At 70.9% G+C, this 17819-nt stretch carries 16 protein-coding genes; 8 read left to right on the forward strand and 8 right to left on the reverse strand.

The features are described from left to right. Positions 1 to 72: 72 nt before the first annotated feature. Complete coding sequence (gene aspS, locus ACWZEH_RS16745) at positions 73 to 1836, reverse strand: aspartate--tRNA ligase (protein WP_456199325.1); 1764 nt, start codon at positions 1834 to 1836, stop codon at positions 73 to 75. 170 nt (positions 1837 to 2006) lie between these two features. Between aspS and ACWZEH_RS16750 the strand changes: the two genes are divergently transcribed. Continuing rightward, a complete protein-coding gene (locus tag ACWZEH_RS16750; protein WP_456199327.1) occupies positions 2007 to 4199 on the forward strand; it encodes an ATP-binding SpoIIE family protein phosphatase in 2193 nt (730 codons plus the stop codon). Between the two features lie 155 nt (positions 4200 to 4354). Here the strand turns inward: ACWZEH_RS16750 and ACWZEH_RS16755 are convergent, their stop codons facing one another. Together ACWZEH_RS16755 and ACWZEH_RS16760 are read right to left on the reverse strand one after the other, a co-directional pair. Next, entirely contained in the window at positions 4355 to 5335 is a 981-nt protein-coding gene (locus tag ACWZEH_RS16755) for a pirin family protein (RefSeq protein ID WP_456199329.1), read from the reverse strand. Between the two features lie 205 nt (positions 5336 to 5540). Next, on the reverse strand, positions 5541 to 5735 hold the full coding sequence (locus tag ACWZEH_RS16760; RefSeq protein ID WP_456199331.1) for a hypothetical protein: 195 nt from the start codon (positions 5733 to 5735) through the stop codon (positions 5541 to 5543). A gap of 170 nt (positions 5736 to 5905) precedes the next feature. On the opposite strand from ACWZEH_RS16760, the gene ACWZEH_RS16765 reads away from it, so the two are divergent. Then, positions 5906 to 6118 (forward strand): hypothetical protein, encoded by a 213-nt coding sequence (locus ACWZEH_RS16765; RefSeq protein ID WP_456199333.1) that lies wholly within the window; start codon positions 5906 to 5908, stop codon positions 6116 to 6118. Between the two features lie 21 nt (positions 6119 to 6139). Here ACWZEH_RS16765 and ACWZEH_RS16770 read toward each other — a convergent pair whose 3' ends face one another. Beyond that, positions 6140 to 7651: an alpha/beta hydrolase gene (locus ACWZEH_RS16770; protein ID WP_456199335.1), complete on the reverse strand. Its 1512-nt coding sequence runs from the start codon at positions 7649 to 7651 to the stop codon at positions 6140 to 6142. Positions 7652 to 7817: 166 nt separating this feature from the next. Here ACWZEH_RS16770 and ACWZEH_RS16775 point away from each other — a divergent pair, with 166 nt between their 5' ends. Further along, entirely contained in the window at positions 7818 to 8570 is a 753-nt protein-coding gene (locus ACWZEH_RS16775) for a helix-turn-helix domain-containing protein (RefSeq protein ID WP_456199337.1), read from the forward strand. 132 nt (positions 8571 to 8702) lie between these two features. On the opposite strand, the gene ACWZEH_RS16780 is transcribed toward ACWZEH_RS16775, so the two are convergent. Beyond that, complete coding sequence (locus tag ACWZEH_RS16780; protein ID WP_456199339.1) at positions 8703 to 9176, reverse strand: SseB family protein; 474 nt, start codon at positions 9174 to 9176, stop codon at positions 8703 to 8705. Between the two features lie 223 nt (positions 9177 to 9399). Between ACWZEH_RS16780 and ACWZEH_RS16785 the strand changes: the two genes are divergently transcribed. From ACWZEH_RS16785 to ACWZEH_RS16800, 4 genes are all read left to right on the forward strand, one after another. Further along, positions 9400 to 11226, forward strand: a complete 1827-nt coding sequence (locus ACWZEH_RS16785; RefSeq protein ID WP_456199634.1) for an acyl-CoA dehydrogenase — start codon at positions 9400 to 9402, stop codon at positions 11224 to 11226. A 138-nt stretch (positions 11227 to 11364) separates the two neighbouring features. Further along, positions 11365 to 12663, forward strand: a complete 1299-nt coding sequence (locus ACWZEH_RS16790; RefSeq protein WP_456199341.1) for a M18 family aminopeptidase — start codon at positions 11365 to 11367, stop codon at positions 12661 to 12663. Positions 12664 to 12809: 146 nt separating this feature from the next. After that, on the forward strand, positions 12810 to 13058 hold the full coding sequence (locus ACWZEH_RS16795) for a DUF6458 family protein (protein ID WP_456199343.1): 249 nt from the start codon (positions 12810 to 12812) through the stop codon (positions 13056 to 13058). Positions 13059 to 13140: 82 nt separating this feature from the next. Then, positions 13141 to 13632 carry an LURP-one-related/scramblase family protein gene (locus tag ACWZEH_RS16800; protein WP_456199344.1) on the forward strand — a complete coding sequence of 164 codons (492 nt, stop codon included), beginning with the start codon at positions 13141 to 13143 and terminating at the stop codon, positions 13630 to 13632. A 282-nt stretch (positions 13633 to 13914) separates the two neighbouring features. Here the strand turns inward: ACWZEH_RS16800 and ACWZEH_RS16805 are convergent, their stop codons facing one another. Next, entirely contained in the window at positions 13915 to 14733 is an 819-nt protein-coding gene (locus tag ACWZEH_RS16805) for a carbon-nitrogen family hydrolase (RefSeq protein WP_456199346.1), read from the reverse strand. Positions 14734 to 14948: 215 nt separating this feature from the next. Here ACWZEH_RS16805 and ACWZEH_RS16810 point away from each other — a divergent pair, with 215 nt between their 5' ends. Then, the gene (locus tag ACWZEH_RS16810; protein ID WP_456199348.1) at positions 14949 to 15773 is read left to right on the forward strand and encodes a maleylpyruvate isomerase family mycothiol-dependent enzyme; all 825 of its coding nucleotides are present in this window, start codon (positions 14949 to 14951) and stop codon (positions 15771 to 15773) included. 79 nt (positions 15774 to 15852) lie between these two features. Here the strand turns inward: ACWZEH_RS16810 and ACWZEH_RS16815 are convergent, their stop codons facing one another. Beyond that, positions 15853 to 17160 (reverse strand): MFS transporter, encoded by a 1308-nt coding sequence (locus ACWZEH_RS16815; protein ID WP_456199350.1) that lies wholly within the window; start codon positions 17158 to 17160, stop codon positions 15853 to 15855. Continuing rightward, the gene (locus ACWZEH_RS16820) at positions 17157 to 17810 is read right to left on the reverse strand and encodes a GntR family transcriptional regulator (RefSeq protein ID WP_456199352.1); all 654 of its coding nucleotides are present in this window, start codon (positions 17808 to 17810) and stop codon (positions 17157 to 17159) included. Before ACWZEH_RS16820 ends, ACWZEH_RS16815 begins: the two co-directional genes overlap by 4 nt. Positions 17811 to 17819: the final 9 nt, after the last annotated feature.

Here is a 17819-nt window from a genome sequence, read left to right on the forward strand (position 1 = left end):
CCCGCATCGGCACACGCGAGGGGCCCGGAACCGATAGCGGTATCGGTTCCGGGCCCCTCGCGTGTGGCCGGTCTACTTCGCCTGCGGCTTGCGCACCGAGAGGTGCAGTTCCTTCAGCCGGGCCTCGTCCAGCTCGGTCGGGGCGCCCATCATCAGGTCCTGGGCGTTGCCGTTGAGCGGGAAGGCGATGGTCTCGCGGATGTTGGGCTCGTCGGCGAGGAGCATGACGATGCGGTCGACACCGGGCGCGATGCCGCCGTGCGGCGGGGCGCCGAAGCGGAACGCGCGGAGCATGCCGGCGAACTTCTCCTCGACCGTCTCGCGGTCGTAGCCCGCGATCTCGAAGGCCTTGATCATGATGTCCGGCTCGTGGTTCCGGATCGCGCCGGAGGACAGCTCGACGCCGTTGCACACGATGTCGTACTGCCAGCCCAGGATGTCCAGCGGGTCCTGGGTCTCCAGGGCCTCCAGGCCGCCCTGCGGCATCGAGAAGGGGTTGTGCGAGAAGTCGATCGCGCCGGTCTCCTCGTCCTTCTCGTACATCGGGAAGTCGACGATCCAGCAGAAGCGGAAGACGTCCTCCTCGAACTGCCCGGCCCGCTTGGCGGCCTCGACGCGGACCGCGCCCATGATCTTCGAGACCTCGTCGAACTCGCCGGCGCCGAAGAACACCGCGTGTCCGGGGGCCAGCGAGAGCCGCTTGGTCAGCTCGGCGACGTTCTCCTCGGTGAGGAACTTCGCGATCGGACCGGTCAGCGAGCCGTCCTCGGCCACCCGCACCCACGCCAGGCCCTTCGCGCCCTGCGCGACCGCGTAGTCACCGAGCTGGTCGAAGAACTTGCGCGGCTGGCCGGAGACGTCCGGCACCGGCAGCGCGCGCACGTGCTTGCCGGCGAACGCCTTGAACTCCGAGCCCTCGAAGACGTCGGTGATGTCGACGAGCTCCGGCTTGGCGCGCAGGTCCGGCTTGTCGGAGCCGTACTTCAGCATCGCCTCGCGGAACGGGATCCGCGGGAACGGGGACGTCACGTGGCGGCCGTTGCCGAACTCCTCGAACAGCTCGGTCATCAGCTTCTCGATCGGCTGGAAGACGTCCTCCTGCTCGACGAAGCTCATCTCCACGTCGAGCTGGTAGAACTCGCCCGGCGAGCGGTCCGCGCGGGCGTCCTCGTCGCGGAAGCAGGGCGCGATCTGGAAGTAGCGGTCGAAGCCGGAGACCATCAGCAGCTGCTTGAACTGCTGCGGAGCCTGCGGCAGCGCGTAGAACCTGCCCGCGTTGAGGCGCGACGGGACGACGAAGTCGCGGGCGCCCTCGGGGGAGGTGGCGCTGAGGATCGGCGTCGCCATCTCGTTGAAGCCCAGCGCCGTCATCTTGTGGCGGATGGCCGAGATCACCGACGTCCGCAGCAGGATGTTGCGGTGCATGCGCTCGCGGCGCAGGTCCAGGAAGCGGTACTCCAGGCGCCGCTCCTCGTTGACCCCGTCCTCGGCGTTGATCGTGAAGGGGAGCGGAGCCGCCGCGCCCAGCACCTCGACCTCGCCGACCTCGACCTCGACCTCACCGGTCGGCAGCTCGGGGTTGACGTTCTCCGTGCCGCGGGAGACGACCTTGCCGTCGATCCGGACGACGGTCTCCTTGGAGAGCCGGTCCAGGGCCTCGTAGGCGGGCGTGCCGGGACGGGCCACGAGCTGCGTGATGCCGTAGTGATCGCGCAGATCGATGAAGAGGATGCCGCCCAGGTCGCGCCGATTGTGCAGCCAGCCGCTCAACCGGACGTCGGTGCCGACGTCAGAGGCGCGGAGCTCGCCGCAGGTGTGGGACCTGTACCGATGCATCGTCGTTCATCCAGCCTTCGCTGATCGGGGTCTTGGGGTCGGGGCCGTTGTTTCACGTGAAACTCCCCCAAGCCTACCGGCCGGTCCAAGATCGCCGCCCCAGGATTGCCGGCCGGTCCCGCGGACACCGCCGGTGGCATCTTCCTCCCGAGTCTTCATAAAGTGGGGCAATGCGCACTGGTGAGCCCTTGCCCTCCATGAGGGATGTCCTCGCCCTCGTCGAGACCGGGAGATGGCACTGGGACACAGCAGCCGGGTTGGTGACGGTCGACGAGGTCTCGGCGCGGCTCCTGGAGCTGCCCGCCGAGCAGGTCACCCTCACGGAGGCCCAGGTACGGGCACGACTCCACCCGGTCGACTGGAACGAGATCACCGGCGTGGTCCAGCTCGCCGTCGCCGAAGGCACCCTCGCCGAGGTGCGCATCCGGATCATGGACGACCAGGGGCGGGTCGTACGGGTGGTGCGCAGCCGCTCCAAGCCGACCTTCGACCCCCTGCGCAAGGCGTACCTGCTCACCGGGACCCTTCAGGAGGTCACCGACCCGGCTCCCGGCACCCCCGCCGGCCGCAGCGCGGTCACCGGCGACTGGCGCCGGTCACGGGAGGCGTTCCTGCTGGACGCGGGCAGGGCGCTGGCCGAGGCGCGGTCGACCCAGGAGGTGCTGCGGGTCGCGGCGAACCTCTCGATGCCGGGCTTCTCACCGGACGGACTCGCGGTGTACGGCGTGACGGGCGACCAGCTCACCGTCATCGGCCACCACGGACAGGAGCCCGACTCCGAAGGCCCGTTCTCCATGCCCCTGGACACGGCCTTCCCGGCCGCCGAGGTGGCACGGACGGGCCGCGCGATCTATGTGTCCAGCCCACAGCAGTACCGGGCCCGGTATCCCCTCACCTGGCCGCTCGCCGAACGCTTCGGCCACCAGTCCTGGGCCTTCCTGCCGCTGACGGCGTCCGGCCGCACGATGGGCACCTGGATGGCGGCCTTCGCCCACCCGGTCGCCTTCACCCCCGACGAGCGGTCGGTGCTGACCACCGTGGCGCGGATGCTGGCCCAGGCGCTGACCCGCGCGGGCACCGCCGAGAGCGAGCGGGCCCTCACCGACGGCCTGCAGCGCTCGATGCTGCCCAGGCTCGGCCCGCAGCGCATCCCGGGGATGAGCGTCGCCGCGCGGTACATCCCCACCGGCGGCGGCCTCCAGGTCGGTGGCGACTGGTACGACGTGATCACTCTGCCGAACGAACGGTTCGCCCTGGTCATCGGGGATGTGCAGGGCCACGACGTGCGGGCCGCCGGACTCATGGGCCAGCTGCGCATAGCCCTGCGGGCGTACGCCTCCGAGGGACACCGGCCCGACGCCGTGCTCTCCCGCGCCTCCCGCTTCCTGTACGGGATCAACGAGGCGGACCCCGCCGATCCGCGCTACGCGACGTGCCTGTACGTCGAGGTGGACCCCACCGGCGGAGTGCTGGACATCGCCCGCGCGGGACACCACGATCCCGCGGTCCGCATGCCCGACGCGACCGTACTGACCCGGCAGACGGCGGGCGGGGTCCCCCTGGGCATCACTCCGGACGCCGACTACCCCACCACCCGAATGGTCCTGGAGCCCGGCGAGACCATGCTGGTCTGCACGGACGGCCTGATCGAGACCGGCGGCCACGACCTGGACACCGGCTGGCGGCGGCTGCGCACCGTCCTCGAACGCCACCGGGGCAGCCTGGAGGAACTGGCCGACGCCCTGGTGCAGGCCGTCCACGGCCCCTCCTCGCACCACACCACCGGCCCCCTGACCGACCGCCGCGAGGACGACATCGCCCTGCTGCTGCTCACCCGGCAGGCCGAGAACACCGGCACCGGTCCGGGCACGGTACGGCGGGCGCTGCGCCGCACCATGCTGACGGTGGAGCAGTCCGAGCCGGAACGGGTCGCGGAGGCCCGGCAGCACCTGCGCGAGCTGCTGCACGACTGGTGCTCGCCGGACCAGGTCGACTCGGCGGTCCTGCTCCTGTCGGAGGTACTCACCAACGTCCTCGTGCACACCGACGCCGACGCCCTCCTCCAAGCCGAGGTCATCGGCGGGCCCGAGGGACGCCGGATGCACATCGAGGTCACCGACGGGGGCGCCGACCTCCCGCACATCCGCACACCGGGCGAGCTGGCGTCCTCCGGCCGCGGCCTGCTCCTGATCGAACTCCTGGCCCACACCTGGGGCGTCGCCCCGCGCGGCAAGGGCAAGAGCATCTGGTTCGAGCTGGACGAGTCGGACACCCCGCCCGAGGGGGCCGACGGGACCGGGAGGACCGCTGCCTCGACGCCCCCCGAGGACCGCAAGCTCCCCGAGGACCGCACCACCCCGTGAAGGCCCTCGTCATCCTCCGGTGCAGCGCCCGCAGGAGCGCCGTACCGGGCAGGGCGAGCAGTACGGGAAGCACTGCCGCCCGGAACCGCACGCAGTGCCGGGAACGGCCGACGGCCCCGCCCGGGATCGGACGGGGCCGCCACACGCTCGGCGAATCAGGACTCCTGCGGTCCCGATGCCGACATGCCGTGCACGGCCGGAATGGTCCCCAGGCGGCCCTTCTGGAAGTCGTCGAAGGCCTGCTGGAGCTCTTCGCGGGTGTTCATCACGAACGGGCCGTAGTGGGCCATCGGCTCCCGGATGGGCTGTCCGCCGAGGAGGACGACGTCCAGGTCCGGCGTGTTCGAGTCCTGCTTCTCGTCCGCGCGGACGGTCAGCGAGCCACCGGCGCCGAAGACGGCCGTCTGTCCCACGTGGACCGGACGGCGGTCGGTGCCGACCGCGCCGCGGCCGGCCATGACGTAGGCCAGCCCGTTGAAGTCCTCGCGCCAGGGCAGGGTGATCTCGGCGCCCGGTGCCAGCGTCGCGTGGACCATCGTGATCGGCGTGTGCGTGATGCCGGGGCCCTGGTGACCGTCCAGCTCACCGGCGATGACGCGAAGGAGCGCGCCGCCGTCGGGGGAGGTGAGCAGCTGGACGCTGCCGCTGCGGATGTCCTGGTAGCGCGGCGCCATCATCTTGTCCTTGGCGGGCAGGTTCACCCACAGCTGGAGGCCGTGGAAGAGACCGCCGGACATGACCAGCTGCTCCGGCGGCGCCTCGATGTGGAGCAGGCCCGAGCCGGCCGTCATCCACTGGGTGTCGCCGTTGGTGATGGTGCCGCCACCGCCCTGGCTGTCCTGGTGGTCGAAGATCCCGTCGACGATGTAGGTGACGGTCTCGAAGCCGCGGTGCGGGTGCCACGGGGTCCCTTTCGGCTCCCCGGGCGCGTAGTCCACCTCGCCCATCTGGTCCATCATGATGAACGGGTCGAGATGGCGGTAGTTGATCCCGGCGAACGCCCGGCGCACCGGGAAGCCCTCGCCCTCGAAACCGCTCGGCGCGGTGGTGACGGTGAGCACGGGGCGCGCCACGGCGTCGGCCGAAGCGGCCACACGGGGAAGCGTCAGCGGGTTCTCGACGGTCACTGCAGGCATGTCGGTACCTCCTCTTGTACGGCCATTTTAGTTGAGCATTGAACTTTCTGCCACCTCTAACGGAGAAAGCCCGGAGGGCATTCCCTCCGGGCTCGGCAGGCTCCTCGACGGGCGTCGAGACCACCCGCCCGTCGCACGACGTCCAGAAGACTCGTGAAGATCTCGGTGAGGGGCTGCCCGGCCGTAGGCAGGGTGGCCCCTTTCGCTATGTGAAGTCCGACAGCCCGCGCAGGGCCTGCAACGTGACCGTCGCGGCCAGGATCTGCGGCGGCATACCCGGCCGCTCGTTCACCGACGGGTACATGTCCGCGAACATCTCCGCCGGAAACAGTGCCCCGCGATGTTCGGCCAGGAACGCGACCGCACTCCCTGCCGGGATCAGCCCCCGCAGGTCTCCCACACATCCGGCCCGACCGTCTCCCCGGCCCGTTCCCCCGTCACCACGAGAAAGAGTCTGGCCCCGCCGCTCGCGCGCCGGGGCCAGAACCCCAAGATCTTCATGAGTCCTCTGGACCGGGCAGGGGGCCGAGACCTGCATCCCCCGTCCAGGGCCTCCCGAGGCAGAACACCTTGATCCTCCTCGGCCAGGGGTGGCCCAAGGGCTTCCTGGACCACCCCTGGCCGGCAGGCCCCGCCCGGCTGCTTCCGGCGGTGGTGGCGGTGGTGGCGGTGGCGGTGGCGGTGGCGGTGGCGGTGGCGGTGGTGACGTCGTACCTCACGATCGAGCTACCCACCCGGCACGCCCTGCGGACGCCGCCGGCGGACGGGCCGCGGGCGGTGTGAGCGCCGCCGGGGATCCGCTGGTCAGTCCGCGCGGCAGAACGTGTCCTTCGCGGGCATCTCGCCCTCGACGAGGTAGCGCGTGGCGGTGTTCAACGCGCAGGAGTTCCTGCCCAGGACGTAGACGCCGTGCCCGCTGTCGTCGACGCTGACCAGCCGGGCCCGGTCGCCGAACTTCTCGCGCAGCATCTTCCCGCCCCGGTGCGGGGTCGACGCGTCCCGCCGGTTCTGCAGGAGCAGCACGTTGCGCGGGCCCTCGGCGTCGACCTCCACCGGCGGTTCGGCGGGGGCGTACGGCCAGAAGGCGCACGGTGTGATGTTGGCGGTGGCGGCGCCGTACAGCGGGTAGCGTTCGCGGTCCTCGGTGACGCCCCGCCGGTAGGTGTTGACGTCCTCGGGCCATTCGACGTCGTTGCAGGTGACGGAGAGGAACACGGTCAGGGCGTTGTCGACCGGCGACAGCGTCCCGTCCGTCGTTTCCTCCTGGAGGGCCGGCAGGTCGCGGGCCGCCGCCTCGTCGCCTTCGAGCATCGTCTGCCAGGCCTGTGCCAGCGTGGGGTACTGCGACTGCTTGTACAGGTGGCCGAACGTCAGGAGCCGGAAGAGGTTGCCGTCGATCCCCGCGACCGGAGCCTTGTCGAGTCTGCCGGCGATGGTGAGGTAGGACGTCCGGACCTGTCGGGGTGTGCGGCCCAGGCCGTAGCTGTCGTGCCGGCGGGCGGCCCACTTCGCGAAGTCCGGCAGGGTCTGCTCCATGCCGAGCGCGAAGCGGCGCATGCCGTCGCGGTCGAGGTGGGTGTCTCCGATGTTGCTGTCGAGCACGATCCGGTCGGCGCGCTCGGGGAACATCGACGCGTAGGCGGCGCCGAGTGCCGTGCCGTAGGAGTAGCCCAGGTAGCTGGTCTTCTCCTCGCCGAGCGCGGCCCGGATCCGGTCCAGGTCGCGGGCGGTGTTCGCGGTGGTGAGGTGGCGCAGCCGGCCGTCGCGGTCGTTGCCCGCGCACTGCTCGGCCGCCTGCTCGGCGACCTTCGCCTGCGCGGTGACCGCGGCGTCGTCGACCGCGTAGGGCGGGATGTTGGCGTTGTAGGGGTTGTCCTGCGTGAAGCCGCAGCTGACCGGTGTGGAATGACCGACCCCGCGGGTGTCCATGCCGATCAGGTCGTAGCGGTCGGTGACGCTGCTGGGCAGGCCCTGGGCCACCAGCAGCGCGGACAGCGCCAGCCCGGATCCGCCGGGGCCGCCCGGGTTGAGCATGAGGACGCCGCGCCGCTCGTCCGGGTCGGCGGCGGCCAGCCGGGAGACGGTGAGGTCGATCTGCTCGCCCTCCGGGTCGGCGTAGTCCAGCGGCACGGGCACGGTGGCGCACTGCAGCTCGGTCGGAGCGGCTTCGGCCACGACGTCGTCGGGGCACTGGCCCCACTCCGTCTGCGGCGTCCTCGGCTCCTCGGCGGCGGCGGGCACCGGGGCCAGCGAGCCGCCCAGGCCGAGGACCACCAGGAGGGCCAGGCTCTGGCCGACACTGAGTTGTCGTTTCATGTCCAGTCTCCGAATACCGGTTCGTGGTCGTGGTCGCGACCATCCCACTCCGTGCCCCTGGGGCATGGTCAACAACGGCCGGCACGGAACCGGCCGGTGGTTGACCGTGCCCCAGGGGCACGGTTTTCAATGGCCGCCGGGAACGAGGCTGGAGAAAGGGCTCCTGGTGGCGTGGAGTACGCGTCAGCTGGCGGAACTCGCGGGCACGACGACCAAGACCGTCCGGCACTACCACGAGATCGGCCTGCTGGACGAGCCGGAACGGGCGTCCAACGGCTACAAACGGTACGGCGTCGGCCATCTGGTCCGCCTGCTGCGCATCCGCAGACTGACCGACCTCGGCGTGGCCCTCGCGGACGTCCCCTCGGTCGAGGGCGGCGACGAGAGGGCGCGGCAGATCCTCCGGGACCTGGACGACGAACTCGCGGCGGACATCGAACGCCGACAGCGGATGCGGCGGGAACTGGCGGCCGTCATGGAGAACCGGGCCGCGCTCGACATGACCCCGCATTTCAGGACGCTCACCGACGACCTGCCCGAGACCCAGCGGTCCCTGCTGCTGGCCTACTCCAGCATCCTCACACCCGTGGCGATGGCCGCCCTCCAAGAACAGCTCTCGGGACCTCGCGGTGACCTCGACGCGGAGTTCGCAGCGCTCGACGAGGACGCTCCCGACGAAGTACGGCAGCGGCTGGCCGAACGGCTGGCACCCGAAGTCCGCCAACAGCACAGGGACCACCCCGGCCTGGCCGACCTCGGGCTGTCCTCGCACCGGGAAAGGGCGGTCGCGGAGTCGGTCGTCGTGCACGCGCTGGTCGAGTTCCACAACCGCGCCCACCTCGACGTGCTGCAACGCGTCCACGCGATCCTCTTCGAGGACGACGCCGCCGAGGGCGAGGACGACGCCGCCCAGGAGTGAGGGCCGCGCCGGGGCCGGGCTCGCCCCCGCCGCTTCGGCGTGCGGTCCGGGAGCAAGGGCTCGATCCGCGCCCACCGCGTGTCGGCCAACGGCACATCCGGGCCAACGGCCGACCGATCCAGACGAAACCGCCTAGCCGTACATGCGCCGCATCGCGAACTCGACCATCTGCTCCACGGCCTTCGCGTCGAACACCATCCGGTGCTCGCCCTCCATGTCCAGCACGAAGCCGTAGCCGGTCGGCAGCAGGTCGATCACCTCGGCGCCGGTGATCACGAAGTACTTGGACTCCTTGCCCGCGTACCGCCGCAGCTCCTTCAGCGAGGTGAACATCGGGATCACCGGCTGCTGGGTGTTGTGCAGAGCGAGGAAGCCCGGGTTGTCGCCGCGCGGGCAGTACACCTTGGACGTCGCGAAGACCTGCTGGAAGTCCTCGGCGGTCACCTGGCCCGTGGTGAAGGCGCGCACCGCGTCCGCGAGCGACGGTGCGGACGGCTCCGGGTACAGCGGCGGCTGCTGCTGCTGTTGCTGCCCATAGCCGCCCGGCATCTGCTGCTGCGGGACATACCCCTGCTGTGCCCCTACGTTCTGGTCGTAGCCGTACATGCGCGCAAGCGTACCGAGAGCACCGCGGGGCCGGACGGGGTACGGGCGGGTAGGGACGGACAGGGGGAGCGGGGGCGGAACCGCGGATCTCGTCACACATGGCCGGATCGGGCTTGCTTCTTATTACTGGCGGGTAGCATCATCGTAGCTACTTGTTGGTATGCAAACCTGTGCGAGGAACCAAGTGCCTCGCCGTTCTCTCTACGGACCGGGAGCCGTCACCATGGGGCACTACAAGTCCAATCTCCGCGACATCGAGTTCAACCTGTTCGAGGTGCTCGGACGCGACAAGCTGTACGGCACCGGACCGTTCGAGGAGATGGATGCCGACACCGCGAAGAGCGTCCTCGAGGAGTTGACCCGCCTCTCGGAGAACGAGCTGGCCGAGTCCTTCGCCGACGCCGACCGCAACCCGCCGGTCTTCGACCCGGAGACCAACACCGCGCCGGTTCCCGTGTCCTTCAAGAAGAGCTACCAGGCCTTCATGGACTCCGAGTACTGGCGTCTGGGCCTGCCCGAGGCCATCGGCGGCACGACGACTCCCCCGTCGCTGATCTGGGCGTACGCCGAGCTGATCCTGGGCGCCAACCCGGCCGTGTGGATGTACTCCTCCGGCCCCGCCTTCGCCGGGGTCCTGTACGACGAGGGCAACGAGGCGCAGAAGAAGATCGCGCAGATCGCCGTCGAACGGCAGTGGGGCTCCACCATGGTCCTCACCGAGCCCGACGCCGGCTCGGACGTGGGCGCCGGCCGCACCAGGGCCGTGGAGCAGGAGGACGGCTCCTGGCACATCGAGGGCGTGAAGCGGTTCATCACCTCGGGTGAGCACGACATGTCGGAGAACATCCTCCACTACGTGCTCGCGCGTCCCGAGGGCGCCGGACCCGGCACCAAGGGCCTGTCCCTCTTCCTCGTCCCGAAGTACCTCTTCGACGCCGAGAGCGGCGAGCCGGGCGAGCGCAACGGCGTGTACGCCACGAACGTCGAGCACAAGATGGGCCTGAAGGCGTCCAACACCTGCGAGATGACCTTCGGTGACCGGCACCCCGCCAAGGGCTGGCTGATCGGCGACAAGCACGACGGCATCCGCCAGATGTTCCGCATCATCGAGTTCGCCCGCATGATGGTCGGCACGAAGGCGATCTCCACCCTCTCCACCGGCTACCTCAACGCGCTGGAGTACGCCAGGGAGCGCGTCCAGGGCCCGGACCTCGCGAACTTCATGGACAAGTCCGCCCCCAAGGTCACCATCACCCACCACCCCGACGTGCGCCGCTCGCTGATGACGCAGAAGGCGTACGCGGAGGGCATGCGCGCGCTCGTCCTGCACACCGCCTCGGTGCAGGACACGATCGCGGTCAAGGCGGCGGCCGGCGAGGACACCTCGGCCGAGCACGCGCTCAACGACCTGCTCCTGCCCATCGTCAAGGGCTACGGCTCCGAGAAGGGCTACGAGCAGCTCGCCCAGTCGCTGCAGACCTTCGGCGGCTCCGGCTTCCTGCAGGAGTACCCGATCGAGCAGTACATCCGCGACTCCAAGATCGACACCCTGTACGAGGGCACCACCGCGATCCAGGGCCAGGACTACTTCTTCCGGAAGATCGTCCGCAACCAGGGCGCGGCCCTGAACTCGGTCGCCGAGGACATCAAGCAGTTCCTCGCCCTCGGCACCGGCGGTGAGGAACTGGCGGGCGCCCGCGAGCACCTGTCCAAGGCCACCGTCGAGCTGGAGGCCGTCGTCGGCCTGATGCTCACCGACCTCGCGGCCACCGAGCAGGACGTCAAGAACATCTACAAGGTGGGCCTGAACACCACCCGCCTGCTGATGGCCTCCGGCGACGTCATCGTCGGCTACCTGCTCCTGCGGGGTGCCGCGGTCGCCGCCGACAAGCTCCAGACGGCCTCCGGCAAGGACGTCCCCTTCTACACCGGCAAGATCGCCGCGGCGAAGTTCTTCGCGGCCAACGTGCTCCCCGGCGTCACCCTGGCGCGCAAGATCGCCGAGGGCGTCGAGCTGGACCTGATGGAGCTGGACGAGGCGGCCTTCTAGGACGTCCCCGGACCTCCCGGCACAGACCGGAGGGCATCCGCCCGATCCCCTCCGAGTCCGTCCGGGAACCGCCCGAGCCCGTACGAGGGCCCGCTTCCGCACAGGGAAGCGGGCCCTCGCCCTCGTTAAGGTGAACCCATGAGCGAACCCCCCCGCTTCCACCGCAGTCATACCGACGACCTCATGACCTTCCTCGCCGCCTCACCCACGCCGTACCACGCGGTGGCGAACGCCGCCGAGCGGCTGGAGAAGGCGGGCTTCCGTCAGGTCGTGGAGACGGACGCCTGGGACGGGACGGCCGGCGGCAGGTACGTACTGCGCGGCGGCGCGATCGTCGCCTGGTACGTCCCCGAGGGCACGGCGCCCCACACGCCGTTCCGCATCGTCGGCGCCCACACCGACTCCCCCAACCTGCGGGTGAAGCCGCGGCCCGACAGCGGGACGCAGGGCTGGCGCCAGGTGGCCGTGGAGATCTACGGCGGTCCGCTGCTCAACTCCTGGCTCGACCGCGACCTGGGCCTGGCCGGCCGGCTGTCCCTGCGGGACGGCTCGACCCGGCTGGTGAACGTCGACCGTCCGCTGCTGCGTGTCCCGCAGCTCGCCATCCACCTGGACCGCTCGGTCAACGCCGACGGCCTCAAGCTCGACAAGCAGCGCCACATGCAGCCGGTCTGGGGCCTGGGCGAGGACGTGCGCGACGGCGACCTCATCGCCTTCCTGGAGGACACCGCCGGGGTCCCGTCCGGCGAGGTCACCGGCTGGGACCTGATGGTGCACTCCGTGGAGCCGCCCGCGTACCTGGGCCGCGACAAGGAACTGCTGGCCGGCCCGCGCATGGACAACCTGCTGTCCGTGCACGCCGGAACGGCCGCGCTGACGGCGGCCGCCGCGGCCGGGGCGGATCTGCCCCACATCCCCGTCCTCGCCGCCTTCGACCACGAGGAGAACGGCTCCCAGTCCGACACCGGTGCGGACGGACCGCTGCTCGGCGGCGTGCTGGAGCGCTCGGTGTTCGCCCGCGGCGGCTCGTACGAGGACCGGGCGCGCGCCTTCGCCGGCACCGTCTGCCTCTCCTCGGACACCGGACACGCCGTCCACCCCAACTACGCGGAGCGGCACGACCCCACGCACCACCCGCGCGTCGACGGCGGCCCGATCCTCAAGGTCAACGTCAACAACCGTTACGCCACCGACGGTTCGGGCCGGTCCGTGTTCGCGGCGGCCTGCGAGAAGGCGGGGGTGCCCTTCCAGTCGTTCGTCTCCAACAACTCCATGCCGTGCGGCACCACCATCGGTCCGATCACCGCGGCCCGGCACGGCATCACGACCGTCGACATCGGCGTGGCCATCCTGTCGATGCACAGCGCGCGCGAACTGTGCGGAGCGAAGGACCCGTTCCTGCTGGCGAACGCGCTGACGGCGTTCCTGGACGGGTAGGGCCGGCCGGCCTCCTGCCGGACATCCGCGTCCTCCGGCAGGAGGCCAACTCGCCTCCGACGCATGAGTGATGACTGCCCGGGTACCCGGAGGCAACCGGAAGGACCGGGGAAGAGCCGGAAGCAACGGCCAGGAAGGCGGCACTCATGGGACTCGGAGGGTGCATCATCCTGATCGCCGCGGGGGCGATCCTCACCTTCGCGACCGACTGGGACATGCAAGGGGTCAACCTGGACCTGGTCGGCATCATCCTCATGATCGTCGGCCTGATCGGTGTGGCGACCTTCAGCAGCATCGCGCGGCGCAGGCGCGTCGTCGTACCGCCCGCCACGCCGGTCGTCGACAGCACCCGCCCGCACACCCGCGACGGCTACAGCGACGGGTACGGGGTCTGACGGGACGTCGGACCCGGTTCGGCCTCCGGCAATCGGCCCAGCGGCGGCATCGGCGCACGGGAGAGAGGGCACCCCTGGTCTCATGAGATTCCTCGTACGCGACCGGATCCTCGGGATCGGTGACGACTACTGGATCGAGGACGACCGGGGCAACAAGGTCTTCCTCGTCGACGGCAAGGCCATGCGGCTGCGGGACACGTTCGAACTGAAGGACGTCCAGGGCCGCGTCCTCATCGACATCCGCAAGAAGATGCTCGCCCTGCGCGACACCATGGTGATCGAACGGGACGGCGAGGATCTGGCGACGATCCGGCGCAAGCGGCTGTCCCTGCTGCGCAACCACTACCGGGTCGCCCTGAGGGACGGCACCGAGCTGGACGTCAGCGGCAAGATCCTCGACCGTGAGTTCGCCGTGGAGTACGACGGTGAGCTGCTCGCCGTGATCTCACGGCGCTGGCGGCACATCCGGGAGACGTACGGCGTCGACGTCGTACGGGACGACGCGGACCCGGCGCTGCTGATCGCGGTGGCGGTCTGCGTGATCCACCTGGCGGAGAAGGAGCGGGAGGACTAGAGCCTGTCCGTCGGATCACGTCGGGGGCGATCGGCGGTATCCGTCCATCCGGCCGGGGCGGGTGGGGTCCGGTGCGTTCGGCCGCGAGGCGCAGGAGGGCGCCGACGCGATGGGGGTCCCTCCCTGCCCGAGCGGAGCCGGGAGCCCGGGGGAACCGGCGACCGACGACAACGCCGCGGACGGGCGTGCCGGACCCCGCGTCTTCGGCATGATCCGCCGGACAGGCCCCCCGGGCAGGCCCCCCGGACAGGCCTCGGAGGGCCGTCCGTCCGGCGTGAGGGCTCAGTGGTGCGGGCGGTCCAGGCCCAGGACGCGGTCCTTGAGGGCCGGGAACCGGTCTCGGGTCCTCGCGACCTCCGCCGGGTCGAAGTCGACCGTGAGGACCTGCTCGCCGGGGCCCGCCTCGGCCAGGACCTCTCCCCACGGGTCGACCACGATCGAGTGACCCGCCTGCGGAACTCCGGCGTGGGTCCCGGCCGTTCCGCACGCGAGGACGAACGCCTGGTTCTCCACGGCGCGTGCCTGCGCCAGCAGCGTCCAGTGGGACCGGCGGCGGTCCGGCCAGCCCGCCGGGACGACGAGTGTCTCGGCACCGGCGTCGACCAGACCGCGGAAGAGTTCGGGGAAACGCAGGTCGTAGCAGGTCGCCACACCGAGCGTGGTGTGCGGCAGCTCCACCGTCACCAGCGCGTCGCCCGCGCTCATCAGCACGGCCTCGCCCTTGTCGAAGCCGAAGCGGTGGATCTTGCGGTAGACGACGGCCAGGTCGCCGGCGGGGGAGAAGACGAGCGAGGTGTTGTAGAGCGGCCCGTCACCCTCCGAGGGACCGCCGTCGGCGGTGCCCCGCTCCGGGACGGAGCCCGCGTGCAGCCATACGCCCGCGTCGCGCGCGGCCGCGGCCATCGCCCCGCGGGTCGGCCCGTCGAGGGTTTCCGCCTCGTGCGCGAAGTCCTCGTAGGCGAACGCGCCGGTCGTCCACAGTTCCGGCAGGACGACGAGGTCGGCTCCGGCCTGCTCCCGTACCAGAGCGGCGACCCTGCGCCGACGGGATTCGACCGATTCGCCCTCGTTCACGGCGACTTGGAGCAACGAAGCGCGCACAATACCACCGTCCTGGCATTCGACTCGTCGGCACGGCCTACGATCGTCACACGAAAGCACTGCCGGGGTGCCTCACAGCAGCGTAACTTGGGCCCTCCCGGTTCGAGCGTAGCCGAGAACCGGGGGAGTCCCGAGACGCCCGCCGAGTGCAGCCACCGCCCACTGGCACCGCCGCCGCAACCGCCCGTGTACCGACCGCCGAGGGGTCCCGTTCCGTGAGTCTGCATCCCACCCTCCAGCCCTACGCCGACGCCTGGACCCATTCCGTCGAGGCGATATCCGAGCTGGTGCAGCCGCTCGTGGAGGCCGACTGGAACCGGCGGACGCCGTGCCCGGGGTGGTCGGTCCGCGATGTGGTCTCCCACGTCATCGGACTGGACACCGAGATGCTGGGCGACCCCCGCCCCATCCACACCCTGCCTCGCGACCTGTTCCACGTCACCAACGACCGGCAGCGCTACACGGAGATCCAGGTCGACGTGCGCCGCCACCACACGGCACCGGAGATGACCTCCGAGCTGGAGTACGTCGTCATCCGCCGCAGCCGCCAGCTGCGGAACGAGTCGCGTGAGCCGGGCAGAACGGTGCGCGGCCCGCTCGGTTCGGAGCTCACGCTGGAGGAGTCCATGCGCCGGCACGCGTTCGACGTGTGGGTGCACGAGCAGGACCTGCGGGCGGCCCTCGGCCGCCCCGGCAACCTCGACTCCCCCGGCGCGCACGTCGCCCGCGACGTGCTGCTCGCCGAGCTGCCGCGGGTGGTGGCCGATAAGGCCCAGGCACCGCGCAGCTCGGCCGTGGTCATCGACGTCCACGGCCCCGTGGAGTTCCTGCGCACCGTCCGCGTCGACATCCAGGGCCGCGGCACGCTGGAGAGCGCCCCGGCCCTCGGCCCTGCCGCCACCCTCGTCCTCGACTGGGAGACGTACGTCCGCCTGGCGTGCGGCCGGGTGACGCCGGACGCGGTGTCGGACCGGGTGAAGACGGAGGGCGACCCGGACCTGGCCGCGGCGATCCTGCGACACTTCGCGGTGACGCCCTAGGTGCAATGACGTGGGCAGCCGGGAGACGCGGGGGTCCCGGCCGGTGCCCGGCGCTCCCGCTCCGGGCACTCCCGCGTCCCTACACCGGCACGTGCACGCTCTCCACCCGGCCGGCGACCAGCCGCTCCCGCTCCCTGCGCGCCGCCTGCCCGCGCAGCCGCAGGATCTGGGTGAGCCCGAGGGCCTGGAGGACGAAGACCGCGGTGAAGGCGACTCCGTAGTCCCCGCCGGTGGCGTCCAGCAGGACGCCGACGGCGAACAGGGTCGTCATGGACGCGACGAAACCGCCCATGTTGGTGATGCCGGACGCCGTGCCCTGCCGCTCCGGCGGATTCACCGGGCGGGAGAAGTCGAAGCCGATCATCGAGGCCGGCCCGCAGGCGCCCAGCACCGTGCACAGCACCACGAGCAGCCACATCGGCGCCGTCTCCGCCGGGTAGGCCAGCGTGACGGCCCACAGCAGGGCCGTCGCTCCCACCGTCCCGAGGGCCAGCGGCAGCCGCGCGCCGTGATGACGGCCGATGACCTGGCCGTAGACCAGCCCGAAGACCATGTTGGACAGCACCACGAGGGTGAGCAGCTCACCGGCGGTGGCCCGGGACAGCCCCTGCGCCTCGACGAGGTACGGCATGCCCCACAGCAGCAGGAACACCATCGCCGGGAACTGCGTGGTGAAGTGCACCCACATCCCGAGCCGGGTCCCCGGTTCGCGCCAGGAGGCGGCGATCTGCCGGCGTACGTAGGCGGCGCCCCGGTGCGGGACGGGGCCGGGCTCGTGGCCCTCGGGGTGGTCCTTCAGGAACAGGACGAGCAGGACGAACACCGCGACACCGGCGAGCGCGCTGCCCCCGAAGGCGGCCGTCCAGCCGATGCCGTGCAGCAGCCGGGCCAGGACCAGGGTGGAGACGAGGTTGCCCGCCATGCCGGCCAGCCCGGCGAACTGTCCGATCAGCGGCCCGTGCCGGGCCGGGAACCACCGGCCGCCCAGCCGCAGCACGCTGATGAACGTCATGGCGTCCCCGCAGCCGAGCAGGGCGCGGGAGGCGAGCGCCATGCCGTACGACGGGGAGAGGGCGAAGCCGAGCTGCCCGACGGTGAACAGCACGACGCCGATGCCCAGCACCCTCTTGGTGCCGAGCCGGTCGACGAGCAGGCCGACGGGTATCTGCATGCCCGCGTAGACCAGCAGCTGGAGGATGGAGAAGGTGGACAGGGCGGAGGCGTTGACGCCGAAGCGGTCGGCCGCGTCGAGGCCGGCCACGCCCAGGGACGTACGGAAGGTGACGGCGACGAAGTAGACCGAGACGCCGATCCCCCACATCATCAGGGCACGCCGCCCGCCCGGAGGGTCCCCGGGCAGGGCGCCCGTGACTCCTGTACCGCTCATCGCACTTCTCCCCGGGCCAGGTGGGAGAACCAGCCGACGTGCCGGCCCACCACCTCGGCGGCCGCGTCCGGGTCCCCCGAGCGCAGCGCCTCGAGGATCTCCCGGTGCTCGGAGAGGGTCTTGGCGATGCGGTCGGGGTGCGAGTGCATGACGGCGACCCCCATGCGCAGCTGACGGTCGCGGAGCTGGTCGTAGAGACGGGAGAGGATCTCGTTGCCACCGCTGCGGACGATCTCCGCGTGGAAACAGCGGTCGGTGACGGACGCGGCGGCGAAGTCACCGGCGGTGGCCTGCTCCTCCTGCCGGGCGAGCAGCGCCTCCAGTCGCTCGATGAGCCCCGGGGACGCGGGGACGGCCTTGCGCACCGCGTGCTCCTCGACGAGCAGCCGGGTCTCGACGACGTCGGCGATCTCCTGCGCGGAGACGGGCAGGACGAGGGCACCCTTCTTCGGGTAGAGCCGGATCAGCCCCTCGGCCTCCAGCCGCAGCAGCGCCTCGCGCACCGGTGTGCGCGAGACCCCGACGGCGTCGGCCAGCTCCCCCTCGGTCAGCAGCGTGCCGCCCTCGTAACGACGCTCCAGGACACCCTGTTTGACGTGGGCGTAGACGCGATCGGCGGCGGGGGGTTGCTTCACGGGGACCGGACTCATGCCGACAGG

The sequence above is a fragment of the Streptomyces yamdrokensis genome (assembly GCF_053890455.1).